The 21,236-nt window shown below is 60.0% G+C and carries 22 protein-coding genes; 5 read left to right on the top strand and 17 right to left on the bottom strand.

Annotated features, from left to right (window positions below; all coding sequences use genetic code 11):
- Positions 1–9 precede the first annotated feature (9 nt).
- The 5 genes from ACR3E4_RS01555 to ACR3E4_RS01535 form a co-directional block, all read right to left on the bottom strand.
- Positions 10–648: a glutathione S-transferase family protein gene (locus tag ACR3E4_RS01555; RefSeq protein WP_480531459.1), complete on the bottom strand. Its 639-nt coding sequence runs from the start codon at positions 646–648 to the stop codon at positions 10–12.
- A 315-nt stretch (positions 649–963) separates the two neighbouring features.
- Positions 964–1,176, bottom strand: coding sequence for a hypothetical protein (locus ACR3E4_RS01550; RefSeq protein ID WP_037310407.1), 213 nt, complete (start codon positions 1,174–1,176; stop codon positions 964–966).
- 53 nt (positions 1,177–1,229) lie between these two features.
- Positions 1,230–3,011: an acyl-CoA dehydrogenase C-terminal domain-containing protein gene (locus ACR3E4_RS01545; protein WP_480531462.1), complete on the bottom strand. Its 1,782-nt coding sequence runs from the start codon at positions 3,009–3,011 to the stop codon at positions 1,230–1,232.
- Between the two features lie 38 nt (positions 3,012–3,049).
- Positions 3,050–3,451, bottom strand: a complete 402-nt coding sequence (locus tag ACR3E4_RS01540) for a MerR family transcriptional regulator (RefSeq protein WP_039536426.1) — start codon at positions 3,449–3,451, stop codon at positions 3,050–3,052.
- A gap of 172 nt (positions 3,452–3,623) precedes the next feature.
- Positions 3,624–3,992 carry a MerR family transcriptional regulator gene (locus tag ACR3E4_RS01535; protein WP_480531464.1) on the bottom strand — a complete coding sequence of 123 codons (369 nt, stop codon included), beginning with the start codon at positions 3,990–3,992 and terminating at the stop codon, positions 3,624–3,626.
- Between the two features lie 117 nt (positions 3,993–4,109).
- Here ACR3E4_RS01535 and ACR3E4_RS01530 point away from each other — a divergent pair, with 117 nt between their 5' ends.
- From ACR3E4_RS01530 to ACR3E4_RS01520, 3 genes are read left to right on the top strand one after another with little or no spacing between them, the layout of a single operon-like run.
- Positions 4,110–4,529: a PaaI family thioesterase gene (locus ACR3E4_RS01530; RefSeq protein ID WP_480531466.1), complete on the top strand. Its 420-nt coding sequence runs from the start codon at positions 4,110–4,112 to the stop codon at positions 4,527–4,529.
- A gap of 1 nt (position 4,530) precedes the next feature.
- Positions 4,531–5,049 (top strand): PaaI family thioesterase, encoded by a 519-nt coding sequence (locus tag ACR3E4_RS01525; RefSeq protein WP_480531468.1) that lies wholly within the window; start codon positions 4,531–4,533, stop codon positions 5,047–5,049.
- A gap of 2 nt (positions 5,050–5,051) precedes the next feature.
- A complete protein-coding gene (locus tag ACR3E4_RS01520; RefSeq protein WP_480531470.1) occupies positions 5,052–6,368 on the top strand; it encodes an MATE family efflux transporter in 1,317 nt (438 codons plus the stop codon).
- Here ACR3E4_RS01520 and arsC read toward each other — a convergent pair.
- The 4 genes from arsC to ACR3E4_RS01500 are packed head-to-tail and all read right to left on the bottom strand — an operon-like array spanning position 6,365 to position 8,524.
- Positions 6,365–6,706 carry an arsenate reductase (glutaredoxin) gene (gene arsC, locus ACR3E4_RS01515; RefSeq protein WP_480531472.1) on the bottom strand — a complete coding sequence of 114 codons (342 nt, stop codon included), beginning with the start codon at positions 6,704–6,706 and terminating at the stop codon, positions 6,365–6,367. The genes ACR3E4_RS01520 and arsC overlap by 4 nt on opposite strands.
- A complete protein-coding gene (locus ACR3E4_RS01510) occupies positions 6,703–7,761 on the bottom strand; it encodes a quinone-dependent dihydroorotate dehydrogenase (protein ID WP_480531473.1) in 1,059 nt (352 codons plus the stop codon). Before ACR3E4_RS01510 ends, arsC begins: the two co-directional genes overlap by 4 nt.
- Positions 7,758–8,189 carry a DUF1330 domain-containing protein gene (locus tag ACR3E4_RS01505; protein WP_480531474.1) on the bottom strand — a complete coding sequence of 144 codons (432 nt, stop codon included), beginning with the start codon at positions 8,187–8,189 and terminating at the stop codon, positions 7,758–7,760. The genes ACR3E4_RS01510 and ACR3E4_RS01505 overlap by 4 nt, the downstream gene beginning before the upstream one ends.
- Complete coding sequence (locus tag ACR3E4_RS01500; protein ID WP_480531475.1) at positions 8,186–8,524, bottom strand: DUF952 domain-containing protein; 339 nt, start codon at positions 8,522–8,524, stop codon at positions 8,186–8,188. The genes ACR3E4_RS01505 and ACR3E4_RS01500 overlap by 4 nt, the downstream gene beginning before the upstream one ends.
- Before the next feature lie 108 nt (positions 8,525–8,632).
- Between ACR3E4_RS01500 and ACR3E4_RS01495 the strand changes: the two genes are divergently transcribed.
- Complete coding sequence (locus ACR3E4_RS01495; RefSeq protein ID WP_480531476.1) at positions 8,633–10,210, top strand: bifunctional metallophosphatase/5'-nucleotidase; 1,578 nt, start codon at positions 8,633–8,635, stop codon at positions 10,208–10,210.
- 52 nt (positions 10,211–10,262) lie between these two features.
- Here ACR3E4_RS01495 and ACR3E4_RS01490 read toward each other — a convergent pair whose 3' ends face one another.
- Positions 10,263–12,155 (bottom strand): tetratricopeptide repeat-containing sulfotransferase family protein, encoded by a 1,893-nt coding sequence (locus tag ACR3E4_RS01490; protein ID WP_480567042.1) that lies wholly within the window; start codon positions 12,153–12,155, stop codon positions 10,263–10,265.
- On the opposite strand from ACR3E4_RS01490, the gene mnmH reads away from it, so the two are divergent.
- The gene (gene mnmH / locus ACR3E4_RS01485; RefSeq protein ID WP_480531478.1) at positions 12,060–13,112 is read left to right on the top strand and encodes a tRNA 2-selenouridine(34) synthase MnmH; all 1,053 of its coding nucleotides are present in this window, start codon (positions 12,060–12,062) and stop codon (positions 13,110–13,112) included. The genes ACR3E4_RS01490 and mnmH overlap by 96 nt on opposite strands.
- Here the strand turns inward: mnmH and selD are convergent.
- From selD to ACR3E4_RS01450, 7 genes are read right to left on the bottom strand one after another with little or no spacing between them, the layout of a single operon-like run.
- Entirely contained in the window at positions 13,103–15,262 is a 2,160-nt protein-coding gene (gene selD, locus ACR3E4_RS01480; RefSeq protein ID WP_480567041.1) for a selenide, water dikinase SelD, read from the bottom strand. The two genes, mnmH and selD, sit on opposite strands and share 10 nt — an antisense overlap.
- Positions 15,263–15,267: 5 nt before the next feature.
- Positions 15,268–15,654, bottom strand: coding sequence for a Na+/H+ antiporter subunit G (locus tag ACR3E4_RS01475; RefSeq protein WP_480531480.1), 387 nt, complete (start codon positions 15,652–15,654; stop codon positions 15,268–15,270).
- Between the two features lie 7 nt (positions 15,655–15,661).
- Positions 15,662–15,931: a K+/H+ antiporter subunit F gene (locus ACR3E4_RS01470; protein ID WP_480531482.1), complete on the bottom strand. Its 270-nt coding sequence runs from the start codon at positions 15,929–15,931 to the stop codon at positions 15,662–15,664.
- Entirely contained in the window at positions 15,928–16,425 is a 498-nt protein-coding gene (locus tag ACR3E4_RS01465; protein ID WP_480532342.1) for a Na+/H+ antiporter subunit E, read from the bottom strand. Before ACR3E4_RS01465 ends, ACR3E4_RS01470 begins: the two co-directional genes overlap by 4 nt.
- On the bottom strand, positions 16,425–17,966 hold the full coding sequence (locus ACR3E4_RS01460) for a monovalent cation/H+ antiporter subunit D (RefSeq protein WP_480531484.1): 1,542 nt from the start codon (positions 17,964–17,966) through the stop codon (positions 16,425–16,427). The genes ACR3E4_RS01465 and ACR3E4_RS01460 overlap by 1 nt, the downstream gene beginning before the upstream one ends.
- Positions 17,963–18,322: a Na+/H+ antiporter subunit C gene (locus ACR3E4_RS01455; RefSeq protein ID WP_480531486.1), complete on the bottom strand. Its 360-nt coding sequence runs from the start codon at positions 18,320–18,322 to the stop codon at positions 17,963–17,965. The genes ACR3E4_RS01460 and ACR3E4_RS01455 overlap by 4 nt, the downstream gene beginning before the upstream one ends.
- Entirely contained in the window at positions 18,322–21,192 is a 2,871-nt protein-coding gene (locus ACR3E4_RS01450; RefSeq protein ID WP_480531488.1) for a monovalent cation/H+ antiporter subunit A, read from the bottom strand. The genes ACR3E4_RS01455 and ACR3E4_RS01450 overlap by 1 nt, the downstream gene beginning before the upstream one ends.
- Positions 21,193–21,236: the final 44 nt, after the last annotated feature.

Genomic DNA, 21,236 nt, shown 5'->3' with positions numbered 1-21,236 from the left:
GTCTTCTCCTCAAGCTCGATCCGACGGGTTGCCGGGCATCAGGTCATAGGGGTGTTTCCAGCCGGGCTGTTCGCTGAGGCGGGTCAGCCAGGCGTCGATATGGGGCCAGTCGGCGCGGTCAAAGCCGAAGGGTTCGGGGTAATAAAGGTAACCGCAGCAGCTGATATCGGCGTTGGTCACGCCGTCGCCGACAATCCAGTCGCGGCCTTCAAGGTGAGCGTCCAGAATTTGGTAGGCTGCCTTCAGACGCCCTTGGTTGAAGGCGATGACATCCGGGTTGCGGTGTTTCTCGGGCAGGAAATTGATTAGGAAACGGGTCATCCCGGCCATTGAGCTAAGCTTGTGGTTGTCCCACAGAACCCAGCGGAAGATCTCATAGTTCTCATCGCGGTCACCGCCGCCAAATTTACCCGATCTTTCGGTTACATAGGCCTGAATCGCGCCCGACTGGCTGGTTCGGAAATCGCCGTCAATCAGAACCGGCGCTTCGCCCATCTCGTTTACTTCTGTGCGGTATTCGGGCGTACGGGTCGCGCCGTTGAAGAAGTCGACAAAGACCGGCTCCCACTCCAGGCCAGACATTTCCAGCGCCAACGCCGCTTTGTACGAGTTTCCGCTTTCTCCGAAGCAGTGCAGTTTGATGGTCATGCGAACGCCCCTCCCGTGGCGTGTCTGGTTAGGTCGGAATTTCCGTATTTGAAACGAGAAGAAGAGTGGAACAGTTCTCGTTTTCGTAACGGTTCGTTAACGTTAATGGGGGCTTGATGTGAGTGCGGTACAGGCTGCCGAGCCGATGACCGTACGAGGAGAAGCCCCGCCGTCCCGGCTGAGTGCCACCTAGTGAGATCAGTTCCCGGATGGCGGGGTGGACGCGCCTCCATGTCTTCTTCTTGTTCCAAATACGGCCGCCGGAGGCGGATTGTACAACTGCCGCGCGCGCAGTGTTTTTTGGGGGCGCGATGCTCATCGCTTGCGCGCCTCAAGTTCGGAGTTGAAGATGCGCAACCTATGCGTCAGGTTTTCCTCATCAATCACGCTGTTGAAGTTCTCGAACAGAAACGACAGGGCCTCACCTTCATCCAATCCCGCCTCGCGCGCGAAACCACGGAGTTTGCGATAGCCATCCTCGGTCATGGCGACGGGAAATCGACGGGTCAGGCGAAAGCGTTTAGGCATCGTGTCTCCTCCGGATGTGGGCTCGGGCCGTCAGGCCCGAACCCAGACTGAGATCAGAAATTCGCCGCGTCCAGTGCCATTACCGTGTCCGCGCCGGTCTGGATGCGCGCCAGATGCATGGCTGTGGCGGGCAGGCGGCGGGCCATGTAGAAACGACCGGTTGTAATCTTGGTCTCGTAGAACTCTTTGTCCGAGGCTCCACCGTCCAGCGCTTCCTGAGCCGCTTTCGCCATTTGCGCCCACATCAGGCCCAGGCAGACATGCCCAAACATGTGCATGAAGTCATATGACCCGGATAGAGCGTTGTTTGGATTCTTCATGCCTTCCTGCATGAAGTACATGCCTGCGGCTTGCAAATCCTTGGATGCGGCCTTCAGCGGTTCGATGAAGGCTTTGTCATAGGCTTCATCCTTGCCGCCGTTCTCCTTGCAGAAGGTTTTGACCATCTCGAAGAACGCCATGACATGTTTGCCGCCATCCTGTGCCAGCTTGCGGCCCACGAGGTCCAGCGCCTGAACGCCGTTTGCGCCTTCGTAGATCATCGCGATCCGGGCGTCTCGGGTGTATTGCGACATGCCCCATTCTTCGATGTAGCCGTGGCCGCCATAGACCTGCTGCGCCTGTACGGTCATGTCGTAGCCTTCGTCCGTCAGGAAGCCCTTGATGACCGGGGTCAACAGCGAGATCAGCCCGTCCGCGTCTTTGTCTCCCGAGCGGTGCGCCTTGTCGATCATGGTCGCGCCCCACAGGATGAACGCGCGTGCGCCCTCGGTGAAGCTTTTCTGATCCATCAGGTTGCGGCGGATATCCGGGTGCACGATCAGCGGGTCGGCGGGGCCGTCGGGGTTCTTCACACCGGTCACATCGCGGCCCTGAAGGCGATCCTTGGCGTATTCCAAAGCGTTCTGGTACGCGGCTTCGGCCTGAGACAGACCCTGCATGCCCACACCCAGACGCGCTTCGTTCATCATGGTGAACATGGCGCGCATGCCTTTGTGTTCTTCACCCAGCAGCCACCCGGTGGCCTCGTCATAATTCATGACGCAGGTCGAGTTGCCGTGGATGCCCATCTTTTCTTCGATCTTGCCGACCGATACGCCGTTGCGTTCACCCGGCGAGCCATCTTCGTTGACGATGAACTTGGGCACGATGAACAGCGACACGCCTTTGATGCCCTCCGGGCCGCCGGGGATTTTGGCCAGCACCAGATGGATGATGTTGTTGGCCATGTCGTGATCGCCAGCCGAGATAAAGATCTTCTGGCCGGAAATCTTGTAGCTGCCGTCGCCCTGCGGTTCAGCCTTGGTGCGCATCAGGCCCAGATCGGTGCCGCAATGCGGTTCGGTCAGGTTCATGGTGCCGGTCCATTCGCAGCTGACCATGTTGGGTAGGTATTTATCTTTCTGCTCGTCGGTTCCGTGCGCCAGAATGGCCGAGGCCGCGCCGTGGGTCAGGCCCTGATACATGGTGAACGCCTGGTTTGAGCCCGAGAACATCTCGCCCACCGCAGTGCCGATGACATAGGGCATGTTCTGGCCGCCATACTCTTCCGGCATGTCGAGGCCCGTCCAGCCGCCTTCCTTCATCTGCTCGAAGGCATCTTTGAATCCTGTGGGGGTGTACACAATGCCGTTTTCCAACCGGCAGCCTTCGGTGTCGCCCACGACGTTCAGCGGGTGCAATACGTTGGAGGCAACCTTGCCTGCCTCTTCCAGAACCGCGCCGGTGAACTCGGCCTCCAGTTCGTTGTAGCCGGGAATATCCGACTGCGAGACTTTCAGAACGTCGTGTAGGATGAACTGCATATCTTTGGTTGGCGCGGTGTAGACGGGCATGTGAAGCTCCCTTAATTCATATGTCCGAAAGGTCGGTCTTATTCAGCCGCCTTCTTTTCCTGTTTCATCGAGGCGATAACCTTCTCGCCCCAGCGCAACTGCTCTTTCAACTCGTCGATGGCCTGCGTCAGCTCTTCGCGGCGCGATTCCATGTCTGCCAGACGCTCGCACGCGATTTCATAAGTGCGGGACATCTGGGTCAGCTGCTGGTCACCCACGTGATACAGGTCCAGAAGCTGGCGGATTTCTTCGAGGCTGAAGCCAAAGCGCTTGCCGCGCAGGATCAGTTTCAGGCGTGCGCGGTCCCGTTTGGTGAACAGGCGCTTTTGGCCCTCGCGGATCGGAAACAAAAGCTCTTTGGCCTCGTAGAACCGCAAGGTGCGGGGCGTGACATCATAGGTCTCGCACATCTCACGGATGGTCAGCAGATCTTCGGTCATGGTTCAAACTCTCATCACTGGCGTCATGCAATCTGAGTTGCGCAGTCGATGAGCGTTTTACAACACACAAGTGACGTTTACGTAATGCGGACGCTGCGTCACAAATATGTTGACGTAACATCCGGTCGCGTAAAGCGGGGGTTTCGGCAATTTTCTTGCCGTAGGGGAAGGTCTATTTCAGCAGTTCAACGGTCTGGTTGCGCAGTTGCTGCAGCGCATCCATCGCCTCATCCAACTGCGCACGTTGCTGGCGCAGTTCTTCCATCTGGCGATCCGCCATTTCAATAAAGGTCGCCATCTGCGCCTGATTGCCCTGATCTTCGTAGATCAGCAGCCATTGCCGGATCTCTTCCAGAGGAAACCCGAACTTTCGCCCCCGCAGGATCAGTTTCATGCGTGCACATTCACGGGGGCCGTAGAACCGCGACCGGCCTTCGCGGTCGGGCTGCAGCAATTCGATATATTCGTAGTAGCGCAAGGTGCGCGGAGTGACATCGAACTCGGCGCACATTTCTTTGAATGACAAACGGGTGTCGGACATTCCGGGTCTCCTTGGCAGCAACCTAGGGCGTCGTCGCGGCAAGCGCAACAGGCGGGCTTGCCCTTGGCGCAAACGCAGGCCCATAAAGGGGCAAGTACAAGGACAGGACCCAACCCCATGGTCGACAAGACAGTTTTAGCGCGGCAATTCATCGAGGCGATTCCGCACGCCAAGGCCCTGGGGCTTGATTTGACCCATATCGGAGAGGGCGAGGCCGAAATCTCGATGCCCAATAATGAACAACTGATCGGTGATCCCCGGACCGGCGTGATCCATGGCGGCGCGGTCTCGGCGATGCTGGATACCTGTTGCGGCGCAGCAGTGATGAGCCACCCGTCAGCACCCGGCGGGACAGCCACCATCGATTTGCGCATCGACTATATGCGGGCCGCAACACCGGGGCAGAGCATCCGTACACGCGCGACCTGCTATCACATCACGCGCAACGTGGCCTTTGTGCGGGCGACGGCGACGGATGACGACAGTGACCGGCCTGTCGCCACTGCGTCGGGTGCCTTCACGGTGGAGGGTCGCTGAGATGGCAAGGCCTCGACCCGAACCGATGCAGGTGGTCAAGCAACGCCGTGACGACGCGCTGAATGCGCTGGTCGAAGGTGTGCCTTATATCCGGTTCCTCAACATCACCTTCGACCGTCGCGGCGATGAATTGACCGGCGTTCTGAATTTTGATGAGAAACTGATCGGCAACCCGTTTCTGCCCGCCATCCACGGCGGCGTTACGGCGGCCTTTCTGGAAGTCACCGCCGTGATCACTTTGAGCTGGGAGCATATGTTCCCAAGGATTGAAAGCGGCGAGATCGCCGCTGAGGATATCCTGACGGGTGAGAATATCCGTTTTCCCAAGACCATCGACTTTACCGTCGACTATCTGCGCTCGGGCCTGCCGCGCGATGCTTATGCGCGCGCTTTCATCAACAGGGCAGGGCGGCGCTATGCCTCGGTGCGGGTTGAGGCGTGGCAGGACAATCACGCCAGATTGTTCGCGCAAGGTACGGGACATTTCCTGATGCCGCAGCCTCCGACATCGAAAGACTAGCGATGGAAGACGCAACCGCGCCCATCACGCATCGGCGCGTTCTGAAGATCGCTTTGCCGATCGTGTTGTCGAATGCGACCGTGCCGATCCTCGGGGCGGTTGATACCGGCGTTGTCGGCCAGATGGGGCAGGCGGCTCCGATTGGTGCGGTGGGCATGGGCGCGGTGATCCTGTCGGCGATTTATTGGATTTTCGGCTTTCTGCGTATGGGCACCACCGGTCTGGCTGCGCAGGCCCGAGGGGCGGGAGACACTGCCGAAACCGGAGCGTTGCTGATGCGCGGGCTGCTGCTGGGTGGTACTGCCGGGCTGATCTTCATCGCAGTGCAGGTCTGGGTGTTCCTTGGGGCCTTTGCCCTGTCACCTGCCAGTCCCGAGGTCGAGGCGCTGACGCGATCCTATCTAGAGATTCGCATCTGGGGTGCGCCGGCCACCATTGCCTTATACGCGGTAACGGGTTGGCTGATCGCGGTCGAGCGGACGCGTGGTGTGTTCATCCTGCAGGTCTGGATGAACGGGCTGAACATCCTTCTCGACCTGTGGTTCGTACTGGGGCTGGGATGGGGCGTAGAAGGCGTCGCCATCGCTACTCTGATCGCTGAATGGACAGGTCTGGCGCTTGGCCTCTGGCTGTGCAGCGCGGCGTTTGGTGGCAATCAGTGGCGGGACTGGCCGCGCATCTTCGACTCCGTTCGCCTACGACGGATGATGCAGGTGAATGGCGATATCATGGTGCGCTCGGTGCTGCTGACCGGGGCATTCACCACCTTTCTGTTCGTGGGCTCCGATCTGGGCGACGTGAACCTTGCGGCCAATCAGGTGCTGCTGCAGTTTCTGGAAATCACAGCCTTTGCTTTGGACGGCTTTGCTTTCTCCGCCGAGGCGCTGGTCGGCGGAGCCGTCGGTGCGCGGGATCGCCTGCAGGTCAGGCGCGCATCGGTCATGGCGTCGCAATGGGGCGTGGGCGGCGCGGTGGCGCTGGCGCTGGTGTTCTATCTGGTTGGGCCCGCGCTGATAGATCTGATGACCACCTCACCCGATGTGCGAAATGCTGCGCGTGAATATCTGTTCTGGGCCGCGCTGGCGCCGGTCATCGGCGTGGCAAGCTGGATGTTCGACGGTATCTATATCGGTGCCACCTGGACCCGCGACATGCGCAACGCGATGATCCAGTCGGTTGCGATCTACGTGGTGGCGCTGTTCGTGCTTGTGCCCGCCATGGGCAATCACGGGCTCTGGGCTGCGCTGATGATCCTGAACACCGCGCGTGGTGTCACGATGGGCTGGCGCTATCCGCGGCTTGAGGCACAGATCGCCTAGAGAAGGCTCAACAGATTCTCGGGCGGGCGTCCTATGGCCGCCTTATCGCCCGCGATGGCCAGCGGGCGTTCGATCAGGATCGGATGTTCGGCCATGGCCTGAATCAATGCCTCATCGGGCGAAGCTTTGGTCAGACCAAGCTCTTTGAACTGCTTTTCACCGGTCCGCATCATGCTGATCGCCGGAAGGCCCAGCTTGGCCAGAGCCGCGCGGATTTCATCTGCCGAGGGCGCGTCCTCAAGGTATTTGCGTATCTCGACCGGCGCGCCGTTTTCCTCAAGCAACGCCAATCCGGCGCGCGATTTGGAACAGCGCGGGTTGTGCCAGTATTCGATCATAACCAATCCTCTCGCTTGCTGCCGACCGCCTGCGCCACCGATGAGAACCCATCGCGGGCCAGCAGCTTGTCCAGCCCGTGGGCGATCTCGGCGGCCAGTGAAATGCCGCCATAGACCATGGCCGTATAGAACTGAACGGCAGAGGCCCCGGCGCAGATCTTGGCATAAGCCTGTTCTGCCGTGCCGATGCCGCCAACCCCAATCAAGGGGATGTCACCGCCGGTCAACTGGCTGAGCTGCGCCAGCACACGGGTCGATTTCTCGAACAGCGGCGCGCCCGACAGCCCGCCTGCCTCGGCCTTATGCGCACTGCGCAGCCCGTCGCGCGACAGGGTGGTGTTGGTGGCGATGACGGCATCCACGCCGGTCTCATGGGCGACTTCGGCGATGTCCTGCAGTTCGGCCTCGGTCAGGTCCGGGGCGATCTTCAGGAAGATCGGGATCGGGCGGGGCAGGCCGTTGCGTGTATCGATCACGCCGCTCAGCAGCGCGCTCAGCGCCGCCTTGCCCTGCAGGTCGCGCAGCTTTTCGGTGTTGGGGGATGAAACGTTGACGGTGGCAAAGTCCAGATGCGCCGCGCAGTGGGCCAACACCTTGGCGAAATCTCCGGGCCGGTCGTCGCTGTCTTTATTGGCGCCGAGGTTCAGGCCGATCACCGCGTCCTGGGGACGGTGGGCCAGACGTCCTGCCATGACTTCCATCCCTTCGTTGTTGAACCCGAAGCGGTTGATGGCCGCGCGATCTTCCGACAGGCGGAACAGGCGCGGTTTTGGGTTGCCGGGTTGCGGGCGTGGGGTGACCGCGCCCACTTCGATAAAGCCGAACCCCGCCTGTGACAGCGGGGTCAGGGCCTCTCCGTTCTTGTCGAACCCGGCGGCCAGACCGACCGGATTGGGCAGGTCCAGACTGGCGACGCGGGTTTTCAAACGGTCCGACGTGACAGGACCCGGTGAGGGCGCAAGGCCCGAGGTCAGTGCCTTGATCGACAACCCATGCGCGGTTTCGGGATCAAGACGATGCAGGGCGGCCAGCCCAAGTTTTTCGGTCAGTTTCATCCGAAGGAAGCTCCACCTTCTGTCGGCGCGCAGCGGATCAGGCGCGAGGTTTCAACAGCCGCCTGCCGATGTATCACGGCGGCGCGATAAGACGGGTCCGTCACCATTTCCAGAAACGCATGGGCGGTGGGATAGCGGGCGATGAACACCTCGTCCCATGCCTCGTCCTGCGGACCGATCAGCGTTGTCTGGAATGTGCCGCGCCAGAGGATCGATGCACCGATACGGGCGATGATGGGCGCGGTCTCGGCCCCATAATTGCGATAGGCCTGCGCGCCGGTCAGCCCGGCACCAGCGAGTGGATGGTCAGAGGGATATTCCGCCACAGCACGGAATTTCACCAGATTGAGCATTTCGATCGGGTGGTCCCGGTCGAGGCCTTTGAACGCCTCGAACTGTTCGCGCTCGGGGTCGACGAAACCGGTCATTGCATATCCGCCGGGAACTGGTGGACCTGGCCGTCAAAGGGTAGCGGACGTGCCCATATCATGTCCGACATGCGAAGCTGGCGGTAGAGATGCGGAAACAGGGCACCACCACGCGAAACCTCCCATTTCAGGTCGTCGCCCATGGTGTCGGTGTCGCAGGCCAGCAGCGTCAGGCCATCGACACCGGCAAAATGCTTGGCGGCAGTTTCGGTTGCCTGCGTGGCGGTCGAGAAATGGACGAACCCGTCGGATACATCAATCGGCGCACCATTCGAGGACCCTTGCGCCTGCAGCGTCGCCCATTCATCGGCGCGAAGTATCTTGTAAATCAGCATGCAGCCCTGATGCCCCGCGCGAAGGGTAGAATCAAGCCGGATTTCCCCCTTTGACTCTTCGCCGCACAAGGCGCACCATCGCGCAAAACAATCACAGGGAGTTTCACGATGTTCACCCGATTTCTGGCTTCGGCTGCGGTACTCGGCCTAACGGCTGGCATGGCGGCGGCCGAATATAAGCTGACCATTCTACACACCAATGATTTTCACTCGCGCATTGAGCCGATCAACAAATATGACAGCGGATGCGGTGCCGAAGACAATGCCGAGGGCAAGTGCTTTGGCGGATCGGCGCGTCTGGTGACAGCGGTGGAGGAGGCGCGGGGACGGGCGGAAAATTCGATCCTCGTGGATGGGGGAGATCAGTTTCAGGGTTCTTTGTTCTATACCTACTACAAGGGCAAGGTAGCCGCCGAGTTCATGAACAAGCTGGGCTATAACGCGATGACCGTGGGCAACCACGAATTTGACGATGGCCCCGAGGTGTTGCGCGGTTTCATCGACTCGGTCGATTTTCCTGTCCTGATGTCAAATGCGGATGTCGCGGACGAAGAGCTTTTGACCGACAAAATAAAGAAATCCGCCGTAATCGAGGTGGGCGGTGAAAAGATCGGCCTGATTGGACTGACGCCGGAAGACACACATGATCTTGCTTCGCCCGGTCCGAACATCACCTTCTCGGACCCGGTACCTGCGGTTCAGGCCGAGGTGGACAGGCTGACCGGAGAGGGCGTCAACAAGATCATCGTCCTCAGCCATTCAGGTTATGGGGTCGATCAGCGCGTGGCGCAGGAAACCACGGGTGTCGACGTGATCGTTGGCGGCCATTCGAACACCTATCTGTCGAACACGTCAGACAAAGCGGCGGGGCCGTACCCGACCGTGGTGAATGGGGTGCAGATCGTGCAGGCCTATGCCTATGGCAAGTTCCTGGGTGAACTGAACGTGACTTTCGACGATGATGGCAATGTCGTTTCAGCTGTCGGTGAACCGCTGATCATGGACAATTCCGTAGCCGAAGATCAGGGTTCGCTGGACCGCATCGCCGAACTGGCGGCTCCGCTTGAGGAAATTCGCAACAAGGTTGTGGCCGAGGCGGCAGCGCCAATTGAAGGCGACCGGTCGATTTGCCGTGTGCAGGAATGCGAGATGGGCAACCTTGTCGCGGACGCGATGCTGGCGCGGGTCGCAGAACAGGGCGTCCAGCTTGCGATTGCGAACTCGGGCGGTCTGCGGGCATCGATCGACCCGGGCGAGGTGACCATGGGCGAAGTTCTGACCGTGCTGCCGTTCCAGAACACGCTCTCGACCTTCGAGATCAGCGGCCAAGGCGTCATCGACGCGTTGGAAAACGGCGTGAGTCAAGTAGAAGAGGTCAAAGGCCGCTTCCCGCAGGTGGCAGGGATAACCTTTACCTGGGACCCGTCGGTCGCCCCGAACGAAGGCCGGATTGTCGAGGTGATGGTCGCCAATGGCGATGGATTCGCGCCTATTGATCCTGCAGCCACCTATCTGGTTGTCACAAACAACTATGTCCGCAACGGTGGTGATGGGTACAGCGTCTTCTCAGGTGATGACAAAAACGCCTATGATTTCGGACCAGATCTGGCGGACGTCACGGCCGAATACCTGGCCGAGAACGCGCCTTATCAGCCCTATCTGGACGGGCGAATCAAACAGAAATGATCTTCTGAAGATTTACAAAACAAAGGCCGCCTGTACGGGCGGCCTTTTGCATTCAGTCGAGATCGTATTCCGGCCAAAGCTGGGGATCAAATCCGTCAAGCATCGGCTGGATATGATCCGCCACCTCGCGCCATCCGCCGATGGAACTGGTCGAGATTTTCTTGCGGACCTGATCGATGCTGGCGGTGAGGACCTGTTTGGTATTCTCTTCGGGATGCATCATCCGTTCATCCCACGCGATGTCGCAGAACGCAGCGACTTTCTGGCTAAAGGTCCTGGGGTCCGAGACGAGCTGTTCATACGGGATCGTCAGGATGCGGTCGCCGAACACCTTGTCCCAATGCGCCATGTACCGCCGGTAGAGGTTGGCCGAATGCGCGATTGCTTTCAGGTTTGACGCATAGCGCATACCCGGAGCCGGGAAACGCCTGATCCACTTCGATAGCCCCACATCTCGGGGATCGCGCATCATGTTGATCACGCGGGCAGTAGGAAACGCGGAAAGCAAGAAGCCAGCACGTTGATAATTATGAGGCATCTTGTCGACAAATGCGGCGGAACCTTCCGGGATCGGCGGCATCAGCTTGCGGAAATCCCTTGCGTATTCAGTTGCGGCTTTCGCATCGAATGGTTGTTGTTCTTCAACAATGGGAACAGAAAGATCAGCACCCAGCGTCAGCTCTCCGCAGCCGACAATATTGGGCAGCGAACTCAGCATCATCTCCATCAGAGTCGTGCCGGATCGGGGCTGCCCGATCACGAAGATCGGCTTGGGGCCGTCATCCTCTATCGCATAAATAACTTCGTCTCTGGATGGGAAAACATTGCAGGTATCTGCGACCTTTTTCTCTTCCAGATCAAAGTCATACGGATTGGTTTCATGCTGCGCCTCGTTGGCATGCGCAAACTGCGGCAAAGCTACGGCCATTCCATCACGGCGCGAGATTACCTGTGCTTTGGCAAACTCCAGCACAGAGTTGACGTGATCGCTCTCAGCGATCGCATGGTCGATGGCCTCGGCCAGCGGTCCGGCTTCGTCTTTTGCGACGGACATCGACAACTGATAAAGCGCTGCGGCACAGTGCGGATTGGCCTTAAGGAGAGACCGGAAAATACGAGTCGCGGCTGCCTTGTCACCCGACTGATGCAGGTTGTTGGCCATTCCTAAGGCAATATCTTCAATCTCTGGTGCAAGTGCGTAGGCGCGCGCAATATCCGCCGAGCTTTGATCAACAAAACCAATTTTTTCATAAGCCCGTGCGCGGACAGCCAGAAAGTTTGAGTTCTCGGGGTCTTTCTGCAGACGTTGCGTAGCGTGATCGATGATCAAGCGCCAGTTCTGGCCTTTCAGCTGAATCTCGTCGATGACGCGATTGAGTTCCTTATTGTTTGGAAACTGATCAAGCTTTTGTTCGGCATAGGACAGCGCGCGCGGTATCTGACCTGTCTGCATCAAAGCGTTTGCGAGGTTTTCGACGAATTGGACATCGTCAGGTTTTAGGCGTGATGCCTCGACGAAGTGCGGAATCGACTGCTTATAGCGTTTCATTTCGGTCAGGACGAATCCCGCAATCGCATGATAATCCGAGTCTTTCGGGAACTTTTTGACACCCAATTGCGCTTTCTTCAGGGCTTGGGGCAGTTTGCCTGCATCAAGATCACTCAGCGCTTTGCTTTTGAGGGATTTCACTTGTTGTTGTGCCATCTGGGCGCGCTTGCCTTTGTCTCTGTGAAAAACCGATGCAACTGGTTCATTACCCATGAAGGGGCAGTTTGCAACATTCCTCATCAGGTTGGCTGTATCGGCGACGATCTTTCCTTTCCCGGGTACTCGGGATAGACCACGTGCATGGCTCTGAATTTCCCTGATCTGGCGCAGCTTTACGCTCATGCGTTCGACGACATCATCGACGTACGCAGCCCGGCGGAATTTGCCGAAGACCATCTGCCCGGTGCGATCAATCTGCCTGTTCTCGACAATGAAGAACGGGCGCGGGTCGGAACGATTTATGTCCAACAAAGCCCGTTTCTGGCACGCAAGCTTGGTGCCGCGCTGGTGTTCCGCAATGCGGCCAGCCATGTCGAAAACAGCCTGAGCCATCATGAGGGCAACTGGCGGCCGCTGGTCTATTGCTGGCGCGGCGGGCAGCGATCGGGGTCTTTTGCGTGGATGCTGCAGCAGATCGGCTGGCGGGCCGAAGTGGTCGAAGGCGGCTATCGCACCTATCGCCGACTGGTGAAGCGCTATCTCTATGACGATCCGCTGCCGCATCGACTGGTGGCGCTGGATGGCTATACCGGCACCGCCAAGACCCAACTTCTGGCGCATCTGCGGACGCAGTGCGTGCAGGTGCTGGACCTTGAGGGGCTGGCCAATCATCGCGGGTCTTTGCTGGGCGAAATGCCGGGCGGGCAGCCGAGCCAGAAGGCGTTCGAATCCGCTCTGGCAGCCGCCTTGTGCCGGTTGGATACGGACCGGCCCGTGGTGGTCGAGGCGGAGTCGTCCAAGATCGGCGCTCTGATCCTGCCGCCCTCCGTGTGGATGGCGTTGAGGGCTGCGCCGCGCATTCAGATCACGGCGTCGCTCGCGGCGCGCACGGCATATCTGGTGGGGGCGTATAACGATATCCTGTCAGATAGCCAACGTTTGCGAGATCGCCTATCGCCGCTGCGCTTGCATCGCGGCCATGAGGTGGTCGATGGCTGGATGACCCTGATCGATGCGGGTGATAAGCGGGGGCTGACACGGGCTCTGATGGAACAGCATTATGACCCGGCCTATGCCAAATCCCGACGTGGCCGGGCAGTCGATCTTGTTGCGGAAATCGAGGCCCCGGCGCTGGATAACACGGGCCTTGCGACGACAGCAGAGCGGATCGCGCAGGCGCTGGATCAGCTTTGAAGCCGTAGACCGGGTTCCCGGTCCATTTGCCCGATGATTGCGGCGGGGTAGCCCGCAGCAATCAAAGCGGCGCAGAGATTGTCAGCCTGATCGGCGGGAACCGCGGCCAGCAACCCTCCGGCGGTTTGCGGGTCGTAAAGCAGGTCTGCCTTGCCACCAACGGGCAGGTCCGGCGTAATCGCGCGGTTGTCGGCATAGAGGGTCGAGCGGATGTTCCGCTCGCTCAGTTCCAGCGCGCCTTGCATCACTGGGATCGCATTCAGATTCAGTGTCGCTCCGCAGCTGGAGGCATCGCATATTCCCTGCAGATGACCTGCCAGACCAAAGCCGGTGACATCCGTCATCGCATGAGCGACGTGCAGGATATCAGAGGCATCTCCCTGTGGCTGGACCATATGTGCATAGGCTGCCGCAACCCAGGCCCCGTCGGCCTGACCGTCCATCTCTGCCGCCATCAACACACCGCTGCCAAGGGGTTTGGTCAGGATCAGCGCATCGTCGGGTTTCGCACCACTCAGGGTGATGGGCTCAGCGTCACACAGGCCGGTCAGTGTGAACCCGATCGTCATCTCATCTCCCATCGAGCTGTGGCCCCCGACGATCTCGGCACCGGCGTGGCGCATGATGTCACTGGCGGTGGTCATGATTTCTGCCATGGTCCGCTGCTGCAATTCTGCCGACATTCGGGGCAGAATGATCGTTGCGGTTGCGGCCTGAGGCTTTGCCCCCATGGCCCAGATATCACCAAGCGCATGGACAGCAGCTATTCGGGTCATCAGCGCGGGATCGTTGGTGAAGCTGCGCAGGTGGTCCGAGGTCATCACTTGCCGCACGCCACCCGGGGTGATCAGCGCCGCATCATCTCCGGGCAGGGGTGTCACATCCGACCGTTCGGGCGATGGCAGAGATTGCAGGGCGCTTTGTAGCGCACCGCGCCCTACCTTGGCGCCGCAACCGCCGCACATGGGTTTCTCTCCCAAAGCGTCCTGGACTCCATCGGCATGAAGCCGGGGCAGGGCCGGGGGCTGCATCTGCGGCAACTCGCGAAAGCGGTTCATAAAGGTCTGATCGATGTGGTTCTTCCATTTCCACATCAGCGGACCGCTGAACGACGTGCCCAACCGCTCGGCCAGAGCAGATTTGCCGCCCAGCGAGATCAGCTTCAGATAGTCCTTCTGCGGCGAGTAACGACGCATCTGGCCAGCGCCCAGCGCCGCCCTGAGGTTGTCGAACAGCACCGGCGCTTCGCGCACCGCATAGACCCCTGCCTTGGGGCGCGGGTTTTCGGCCAGATGGGCGCAATCTCCGGCGGCGAAAATTGCCGGGTCGCTGGACTGCAGATAGCCGTTCACGCGGATATAGCCATCGTGAAGGTCCAGACCGCTATCGGTCATCCATTCGTAAGGGCGTGCGCCAGCTGCGCCGGTAATGAACTCTGCCGGAATTGCGCGGCCATCATTCAGCTCGATCCGTCCGGCAGAGATTTGTTTGATCGCGCTGTTTTCAAGCAACTCGACACCGAGCTGTTCCAAGGCCCGCCGGATCGTCGCGCCGGCTTTCGGCACCGTCGCGGTCAGGGCGGTGGCACTGTCGATCAGGGTGACCTGCGCCGTGCGTCCTTTGTTGCGCAACGCATGGGCCATCGCCATCACCAGCTCGACACCGGCAACGCCCCCGCCAATCACGGCCACCGATGCGGGGCCGGATCTGGCCAGATAGGTTGCCCATTGCGCGGCGAACGGCCCCAGCGGTTTGGCGGGAACCGCGTGTTCAGCAAAACCGGGCAGGGCGGGCATGTCCGATGTGATGCCTACATTGACCGAGGCGACATCGAATGCCACCGGAGGGTGACCGGGCACGTGGACCAGACGCGCCTCGGGGTCGACGCCCTGAACTGCACCCAAAATGACACGCGCACCTGCAAAACGCGCCAGCCTGACCAGATCGATATCCAGCTCCCACCGGTCATAGTGACCGGCGACAAAACCCGGCAGCATTCCTGAATAGGGTGCGGTCGGGCCGGGATTGATCACCGTAACCCGCGCGCCGGGCAGCGGGTCCATACCCCATTTGCGCAAAAGCAGCGCGTGGGTGTGGCCTCCGCCAATTAGCACCAGATCGCGGGTCAGGGGCAGCGGAGGTGTGTGCATGGGTTTCAGTTCGTGCTGTGGTCAGGGACGTCCTCGACCTGTTCGACCGCGTGGGTGGCCCAAAGCTCATCCTCGCCCGCGTCTGGCAGATCGCTGGGCTTTTCATGGCGATGTATGTGCCATTTGGCAATGAACAGGGCCGTGATCGGGGCGGTCAGGAACAGGAACAGGGTGATCAGCAGCTCGTGCAGGGACAGTTTGCCCTCAAGCAGAACGGAATGCGCGATCGAGGCCAGCAGCACGCCGCCCACCCCCAGCGTCGTGGCCTTGGTGGGTGCGTGCAGGCGTGACATGGGGTCTTTCAGTTTGATCATGCCGAAAGAGCCGACAAAACCGAAGATGCCCGAGACGATCAGGAAGAAGGTGATGAGCAGTTCGAAGATGAATGTCATGCCGCCCTCACTCGATGATATTGCCGCGCAGCATGAAGCGCGCATAAGCCACGGTTGAGACAAAGCCCAGCATGGCGATGATCATGGCGGATTCGAAGAAAATCTCGGTTTCGACACTCAGGCCATAAAGGATCAGCAAGGCGATGGTGTTGATCACCATCGTATCCAGCGCCAGAACACGGGTGCCGACACCTTCCGCCGAAATGATCCGGTACAGGCACAGCATGATGGCCGCGCCGAAACACGCGAAGGCAAAGTAGATCGCATAGGTGATCATTCGAAAATCTCCTTCAGGCGGCGTTCATAGCGTTGCTTGATCTGGTCGCGCACCTCTTCGGGGTGCGGTGCGTCCAGACAATGGACCAGCAGACAATGCCCCTGCGCGGACAGATCGCAACTGACGGTGCCGGGGGTCATGGTGATGGTCCCGGCCAGTACGGTTATTGCCTCGGGCGTGCGAAGCTCAAGCGGGACGCTGACAAAGGCGGGCTGACGGTCCGCGTCGCGTTTGAACAGGATGATCCGGGCCACCGCGATATTGGCCATCACGATATCCCACAGGACCACCAGCATATATTCCGCCACCATGGGCCAATTGCGCAGCTTCGGTCGATCCGGCCAGTAGGGTTGGGTGATGAACGGAATGATGATCCCCAGCAACAGACCAAACACGATCGAGTTCAGCGATCCGTTATTGGCCAGCAGAACCCAGACAAAGGTCAGCAGGACGGTCAGATGGGGGTGCGGAAATACCCGGCGCAGAAGCTTCATCATTCTTCCCCTCCCAACACGGCCGAGATGTAGTCATCCGGCGTATACAGTTGCACGGCGGTGTTGCTGGCATAATCCAGCGCCGGACCCGCAAACAGCGTCAGCAGGACAAGGCCCAGAAGCGCGCCAAACACCGAAGCGAAGGCGAGACCCGGATAGGGCTCGGGCGCGGTCGGGGCGCTGGCCTCTTCCTCACTAGGTTCGACGGCATCCATTTGCTGCGCATCGTAGCATTTCCAGAAGATCATGGTACCGGCGCGCGCGAGACCCACGATGGTGACGAAGGACCCGATCAGGATCACGGCCCAAACGGCATTGGCATCCGGTGACCCGCGCGAGGCGTCCAGAACCAGCAGCTTGCCGATGAAACCCGACAGCGGCGGCATTCCCGCCATTGCAATGGCCCCGACAAAGAACAGGGATGAGATCAGACCGGTTTGCGGCATCGGTGCTGTGGGTGCGATGGCACCTCCGCGGCGCTGCATCACCATATCCGCCACCAGGAACAGCAGCGCCGTTGCGAGCGTAGAATGGAAGATGTAATAAAGCGCCGCAGCCGTCGCGGCCTCGTTGAACAAAGAGATTGCGATTAGCAATGTACCCATTGAGGCGATGGCGCAGAAGGCCACCATGCGCGCGATGTGCTGTGAACCCAGAATACCGATGGCACCCACGGCCAGGGTGGCCAGCGCCGCCGGTTGCAACCATGCGCCGACCAGCCCTTCGGTTGCGGCAACATCCGGCCCGAAGACCAGCGTATAGACCCGCAGGATCGAATACGCCCCGATTTTGGTCATGATCGCGAACAGCGCCGCCACAGGCAGCGGCGCATTGGCATAGCTGGCGGGCAGCCAGAAATGCAGCGGCAGCACGGCCGCCTTGATACAAAAGACCAGCAACAGCAGGACTGCCCCGACCCGCAGCAAGGCGGTGTCCTCGGGCGGGATTTCGGCCACCCGGACTGCCAGATCGGCCATATTCAGCGTGCCGGTCACCGCATAGATGGTGCCCAGCGCAAACAGAAACAGGGTCGAGCCCAGCAGGTTGTAGGCGACATATTGCACACCGGCCTTCAGACGCACCGCACCGCCCCCATGGGTCATCAGCCCGTAGGAGGCGATCAGCAGGACCTCGAAGAAAACGAACAGGTTGAAAGCATCGCCGGTCAGGAAGGCGCCGCAAACACCCATGAGCTGGAAATGGAACAGGGCGTGGAAATGTTTGCCGCGCTCGTCCCAGCCCGAACCTATGGCGTATAAGACGATAGGCAGCGCCAGCAACGCGGTCAGCAGCACCATCATGGCCGACAGTTTGTCCAGCACCATGACGATGCCAAACGGAGCGGGCCAGTTGCCCAGCTCATAGACCTGGATGTCTCCGCTTGTGGCCTGAGCGGTGATGGTCAGGGCGATGCCCAGCAACCCCACGACACCCGCGACCGAGAAGATGCGCTGCAGGTCCAGGTGATAGCGCAGGACCATGATGATAAAAGGGGCCAGGATCGCGGGCAGGACGATCGGCGCAACGATCCAGTGATTCATGCGTCTTCTCCCGGCGCGTCCACGCTGTCCTGCGCGGTCATGTCGATATGGTCATCCTTCGAGGACAGATAAGCGGAAAGCGCAATCATCACGATCACCGCCGTCATCCCGAACGAGATCACGATGGCCGTCAGTACCAGCGCCTGCGGCAGCGGATCGGTATAGGGGACGTCCTTGTACTTGTTCAGCACGGCAGGCGCGTTCAGCGCCAGCCGTCCGGTGGCGAACAGGAACACGTTCACCGCGTAAGTGATCAGGGACAGGCCCAGGATCACCGGGAATGTCCGGCGGCGCAGGATCAGGAAAATCCCGGCGGCGGTCATGACACCGACTGCTGAGGCTACGAGCGCTTCCATCAGGCCTGCTCCTTCTCTTTGTCTTCTTCCGGAGGATCGTCCCGCAGCGGGTTGATATCCATCGGGAACTCTTTGGCCATGCCCGGCTGCCACGCAAAGCGCGACAGGCTTTCCAGCGCCAGCATCACTGCGCCCAGAACGGCAAGGAAGACACCAGTGTCGAACAGGATCGCAGTGGCCCACTCGAACTCTTCCAGCGGTGGCCAGTGGATATAACCGAAATCGCTGGTCAGGAACGGACGCTCGTTGAACCAGGCACCCAGACCGGTGGCCGCGGCGATCAGCACGCCCCAGCCAATGGTGCCGTGATAGTAGAACCGCTGACGTTCAACAGCCCAGGTATAGCCGCTGGCCATGTACTGCATCAGATAGGCGATGGCGACGATGAGGCCCGCGATAAAGCCGCCTCCGGGCTGGTTATGGCCACGGAAGAAGATATAGGCCCCGACCATCAGGGTAATCGGCATCATCACGCGGGTGACGACCACCATCATCAGCGGGTGCGAATCCCCCGATTGCGGCCAATGCGGTTTGCGGTTCAGCAGGTAGGCGCGCACGTTGCTGCCCAGAACGGATTCTGTCAGCGCAAAGATGATCAATGCTGCGATACCCAGCACGATGATCTCGCCGAACGTATCAAAGCCCCGGAAGTCGACGAGGATCACGTTGACCACATTGGTGCCGCCGCCGCCTTTGTACGAGTTGGCCAGATGGAAATCCGAGATCGTCGGAAACGCGAAATCCCGCATCATCAGCGCGTAGATCAACGCGCCCGTGCCAATCCCGGCGACCACCGAAATCGCCGCATCACGCCAGCGTCGGGCGGCGCTGCTGTCCCACGGTGTCTCGGTCGGCAGGAAATTCAGCGACAGCAGAAGCAGGATCATCGTCACCACCTCGACCGAAATCTGCGTCAGCGCCAGATCAGGAGCCGAGAGATAGTTGAACGCCATTGATACGATCAGGCCGACTACGCCGATCAGTACCAGCGACAGCAGGCGATTGCGGTGGAACCACATGATCGCAATCGTCGCGCCCACCAGACAGACCCAGCCGATGATGGGAATGATCTGCGCTGGCAGCGGCACCCGCGTCTGAACGCCTATGGTTCCGGTGGTATAGGCGTAATAGCCAAGCCCAACGGTGAAGGCGACGAAGATGATCGCATAACGGCTGAGAACGCCATTGTGCAGCTCATCCGTGATCCAGCGGCTGAGGCGGGTCAGCGCCTCGATGATCGCCTCGAAAATGACCTTCGCCTCGGGGCGGGGCAGGGCGTTCCAGATCTGGTCACCGCGTTTATGCAGCGACAGCAGGAACAGGCCGCCCAGCGTCGCCACAGCCGACATGTAAAGCGCGGGCGTGAAACCGTGCCACAGCTTCAGCGAGTAATAGGGCAGCTTCTCGCCCCCGATCACCGCGCTGGACACAACCGCGACAAGCGGGCCAACGATGGCCGCGGAATAGAGGCCGATCAGGACGACCAGCACCACAAGGAATGCCGGGGCCAGCCAAAGCCCGACAGGCGGGTCATGCGGATGCGCCGGATAATCCTCGCGTTCGGGGCCCAGAAAAACATGGCTGACAAAGCGGAAGGAATAGGCCGCCGAGAACAGCGCCGCCAGCAGGGCCAGACCGGGCACCAGATAGTGCGAGTTCAGCCAGGTGGTGTGAACCGTCTCCTCCAGCATCATCTCTTTTGACAGGAACCCGTTCAGCGGCGGCAGGCCCGCCATCGACAGGGCCGCGATGGTGCCGATGGTAAAGGTGATCGGCATCAGGTGGCGCAGGCCGCCCAGACGTTTGACATCGCGCGTTCCGGTCTCGTGGTCGACAATCCCGGCGGTCATGAACAAAGCTGCTTTGAAGGTCGCGTGGTTGATGATGTGAAAGACGGCGGCGACCACGGCGATCTTGGTGCCGAACCCCAGCAGCATGGTCACCAGACCCAGATGCGACACGGTGGAGAACGCCAGCAGCGCCTTGAGGTCGTCCTTGAACAGCGCAATCACAGCACCCAGCAGCATGGTGATCAGGCCGGTGGTGGCGACGATATAGAACCATGCGTCGGTGCCTGCCAATACGGGCCACATCCGGGCCATCAGGAACAGCCCGGCCTTCACCATCGTGGCCGAGTGCAGATAGGCCGAAACCGGCGTCGGCGCGGCCATCGCATGGGGCAGCCAGAAGTGGAACGGGAACTGCGCCGACTTGGTGAAACACCCCAGCAGGATCAGGATCAGCGCAGGCATGTAATAAGGCGAGCTTTGGATCAGGTCCTTGTTCTGAAGAATCACGCTCAGGTCATAAGACCCCACGATATTGCCCAGAATCAGCATCCCGGCGATCATCGCCAGTCCACCCGATCCCGTGACCGCCAGCGCCATTCGGGCACCCTGCCGCCCCGCGGGAAGGTGCTTCCAGTAGCCGATCAGAAGGAATGAGCTAAGCGATGTAAGCTCCCAGAAAATAAGCAGAAGAAGGATGTTGTCCGACAGAACAATTCCGACCATCGCACCCTGAAACAGCAGCAGATAGGTATAGAACTGCCCCATCGGGTCTTCGCGCGACAGATAGAACCGCGCATAGAGAATGATCAGCAGCCCGATACCCAAAATCAGCAGCGCAAACAGAAAACCCAGCCCGTCCAGCATGAAGTTGGCGTTCAGGCCCAGGCCCGGTATCCAGTCGAACCGAGCTGTCACCACCTCTCCGCGCATCACGCTGGGGATATGGATCAGCAATCCCATAAGGGCGAGGAAAGTGGTCAACCCTGCGGCCGAAGCTGCTGCGTTTCGTCCTGCCCGGATCAGGAGGGCTGGAAAAACAGCTCCGAGGAAGGGAAGGGCCGCGATGAGGAATAGGGACAAGTGCGATACTCCGGTCTTGGCGGTCAATATGACTGAATTGCCAA

Source organism: Ruegeria sp. AP11, from assembly GCF_056535865.1.
The sequence above is the reverse complement of the archived record's forward strand: the minus strand, read 5'-3'. Positions and strand labels throughout refer to the sequence as shown.

Excerpts from the sequence above, each read along its gene's own strand:
- ACR3E4_RS01535 (WP_480531464.1), bottom strand. The coding sequence starts at position 3,992 with ATGTCCGACACCCGTTTGTCATTCAAAGAAATGTGCGCCGAGTTCGAT.
- ACR3E4_RS01505 (WP_480531474.1), bottom strand. The coding sequence starts at position 8,189 with ATGACCGGTTTCGTCGACCCCGAGCGCGAACAGTTCGAGGCGTTCAAA.
- ACR3E4_RS01545 (WP_480531462.1), bottom strand. The coding sequence starts at position 3,011 with ATGCCCGTCTACACCGCGCCAACCAAAGATATGCAGTTCATCCTACAC.
- mnmH (WP_480531478.1), top strand. The coding sequence starts at position 12,060 with ATGGCTCTGAATTTCCCTGATCTGGCGCAGCTTTACGCTCATGCGTTC.
- ACR3E4_RS01520 (WP_480531470.1), top strand. The coding sequence starts at position 5,052 with ATGGAAGACGCAACCGCGCCCATCACGCATCGGCGCGTTCTGAAGATC.
- ACR3E4_RS01500 (WP_480531475.1), bottom strand. The coding sequence starts at position 8,524 with ATGCTGATTTACAAGATACTTCGCGCCGATGAATGGGCGACGCTGCAG.
- ACR3E4_RS01460 (WP_480531484.1), bottom strand. The coding sequence starts at position 17,966 with ATGAATCACTGGATCGTTGCGCCGATCGTCCTGCCCGCGATCCTGGCC.
- ACR3E4_RS01555 (WP_480531459.1), bottom strand. The coding sequence starts at position 648 with ATGACCATCAAACTGCACTGCTTCGGAGAAAGCGGAAACTCGTACAAA.
- ACR3E4_RS01455 (WP_480531486.1), bottom strand. The coding sequence starts at position 18,322 with ATGGAAGCGCTCGTAGCCTCAGCAGTCGGTGTCATGACCGCCGCCGGG.
- ACR3E4_RS01495 (WP_480531476.1), top strand. The coding sequence starts at position 8,633 with ATGTTCACCCGATTTCTGGCTTCGGCTGCGGTACTCGGCCTAACGGCT.
- ACR3E4_RS01470 (WP_480531482.1), bottom strand. The coding sequence starts at position 15,931 with ATGATCACCTATGCGATCTACTTTGCCTTCGCGTGTTTCGGCGCGGCC.
- ACR3E4_RS01490 (WP_480567042.1), bottom strand. The coding sequence starts at position 12,155 with ATGGTCTTCGGCAAATTCCGCCGGGCTGCGTACGTCGATGATGTCGTC.
- arsC (WP_480531472.1), bottom strand. The coding sequence starts at position 6,706 with ATGATCGAATACTGGCACAACCCGCGCTGTTCCAAATCGCGCGCCGGA.
- ACR3E4_RS01540 (WP_039536426.1), bottom strand. The coding sequence starts at position 3,451 with ATGACCGAAGATCTGCTGACCATCCGTGAGATGTGCGAGACCTATGAT.
- ACR3E4_RS01550 (WP_037310407.1), bottom strand. The coding sequence starts at position 1,176 with ATGCCTAAACGCTTTCGCCTGACCCGTCGATTTCCCGTCGCCATGACC.
- ACR3E4_RS01530 (WP_480531466.1), top strand. The coding sequence starts at position 4,110 with ATGGTCGACAAGACAGTTTTAGCGCGGCAATTCATCGAGGCGATTCCG.
- ACR3E4_RS01525 (WP_480531468.1), top strand. The coding sequence starts at position 4,531 with ATGGCAAGGCCTCGACCCGAACCGATGCAGGTGGTCAAGCAACGCCGT.
- ACR3E4_RS01475 (WP_480531480.1), bottom strand. The coding sequence starts at position 15,654 with ATGACATTCATCTTCGAACTGCTCATCACCTTCTTCCTGATCGTCTCG.
- ACR3E4_RS01465 (WP_480532342.1), bottom strand. The coding sequence starts at position 16,425 with ATGAAGCTTCTGCGCCGGGTATTTCCGCACCCCCATCTGACCGTCCTG.
- ACR3E4_RS01510 (WP_480531473.1), bottom strand. The coding sequence starts at position 7,761 with ATGAAACTGACCGAAAAACTTGGGCTGGCCGCCCTGCATCGTCTTGAT.
- selD (WP_480567041.1), bottom strand. The coding sequence starts at position 15,262 with ATGCACACACCTCCGCTGCCCCTGACCCGCGATCTGGTGCTAATTGGC.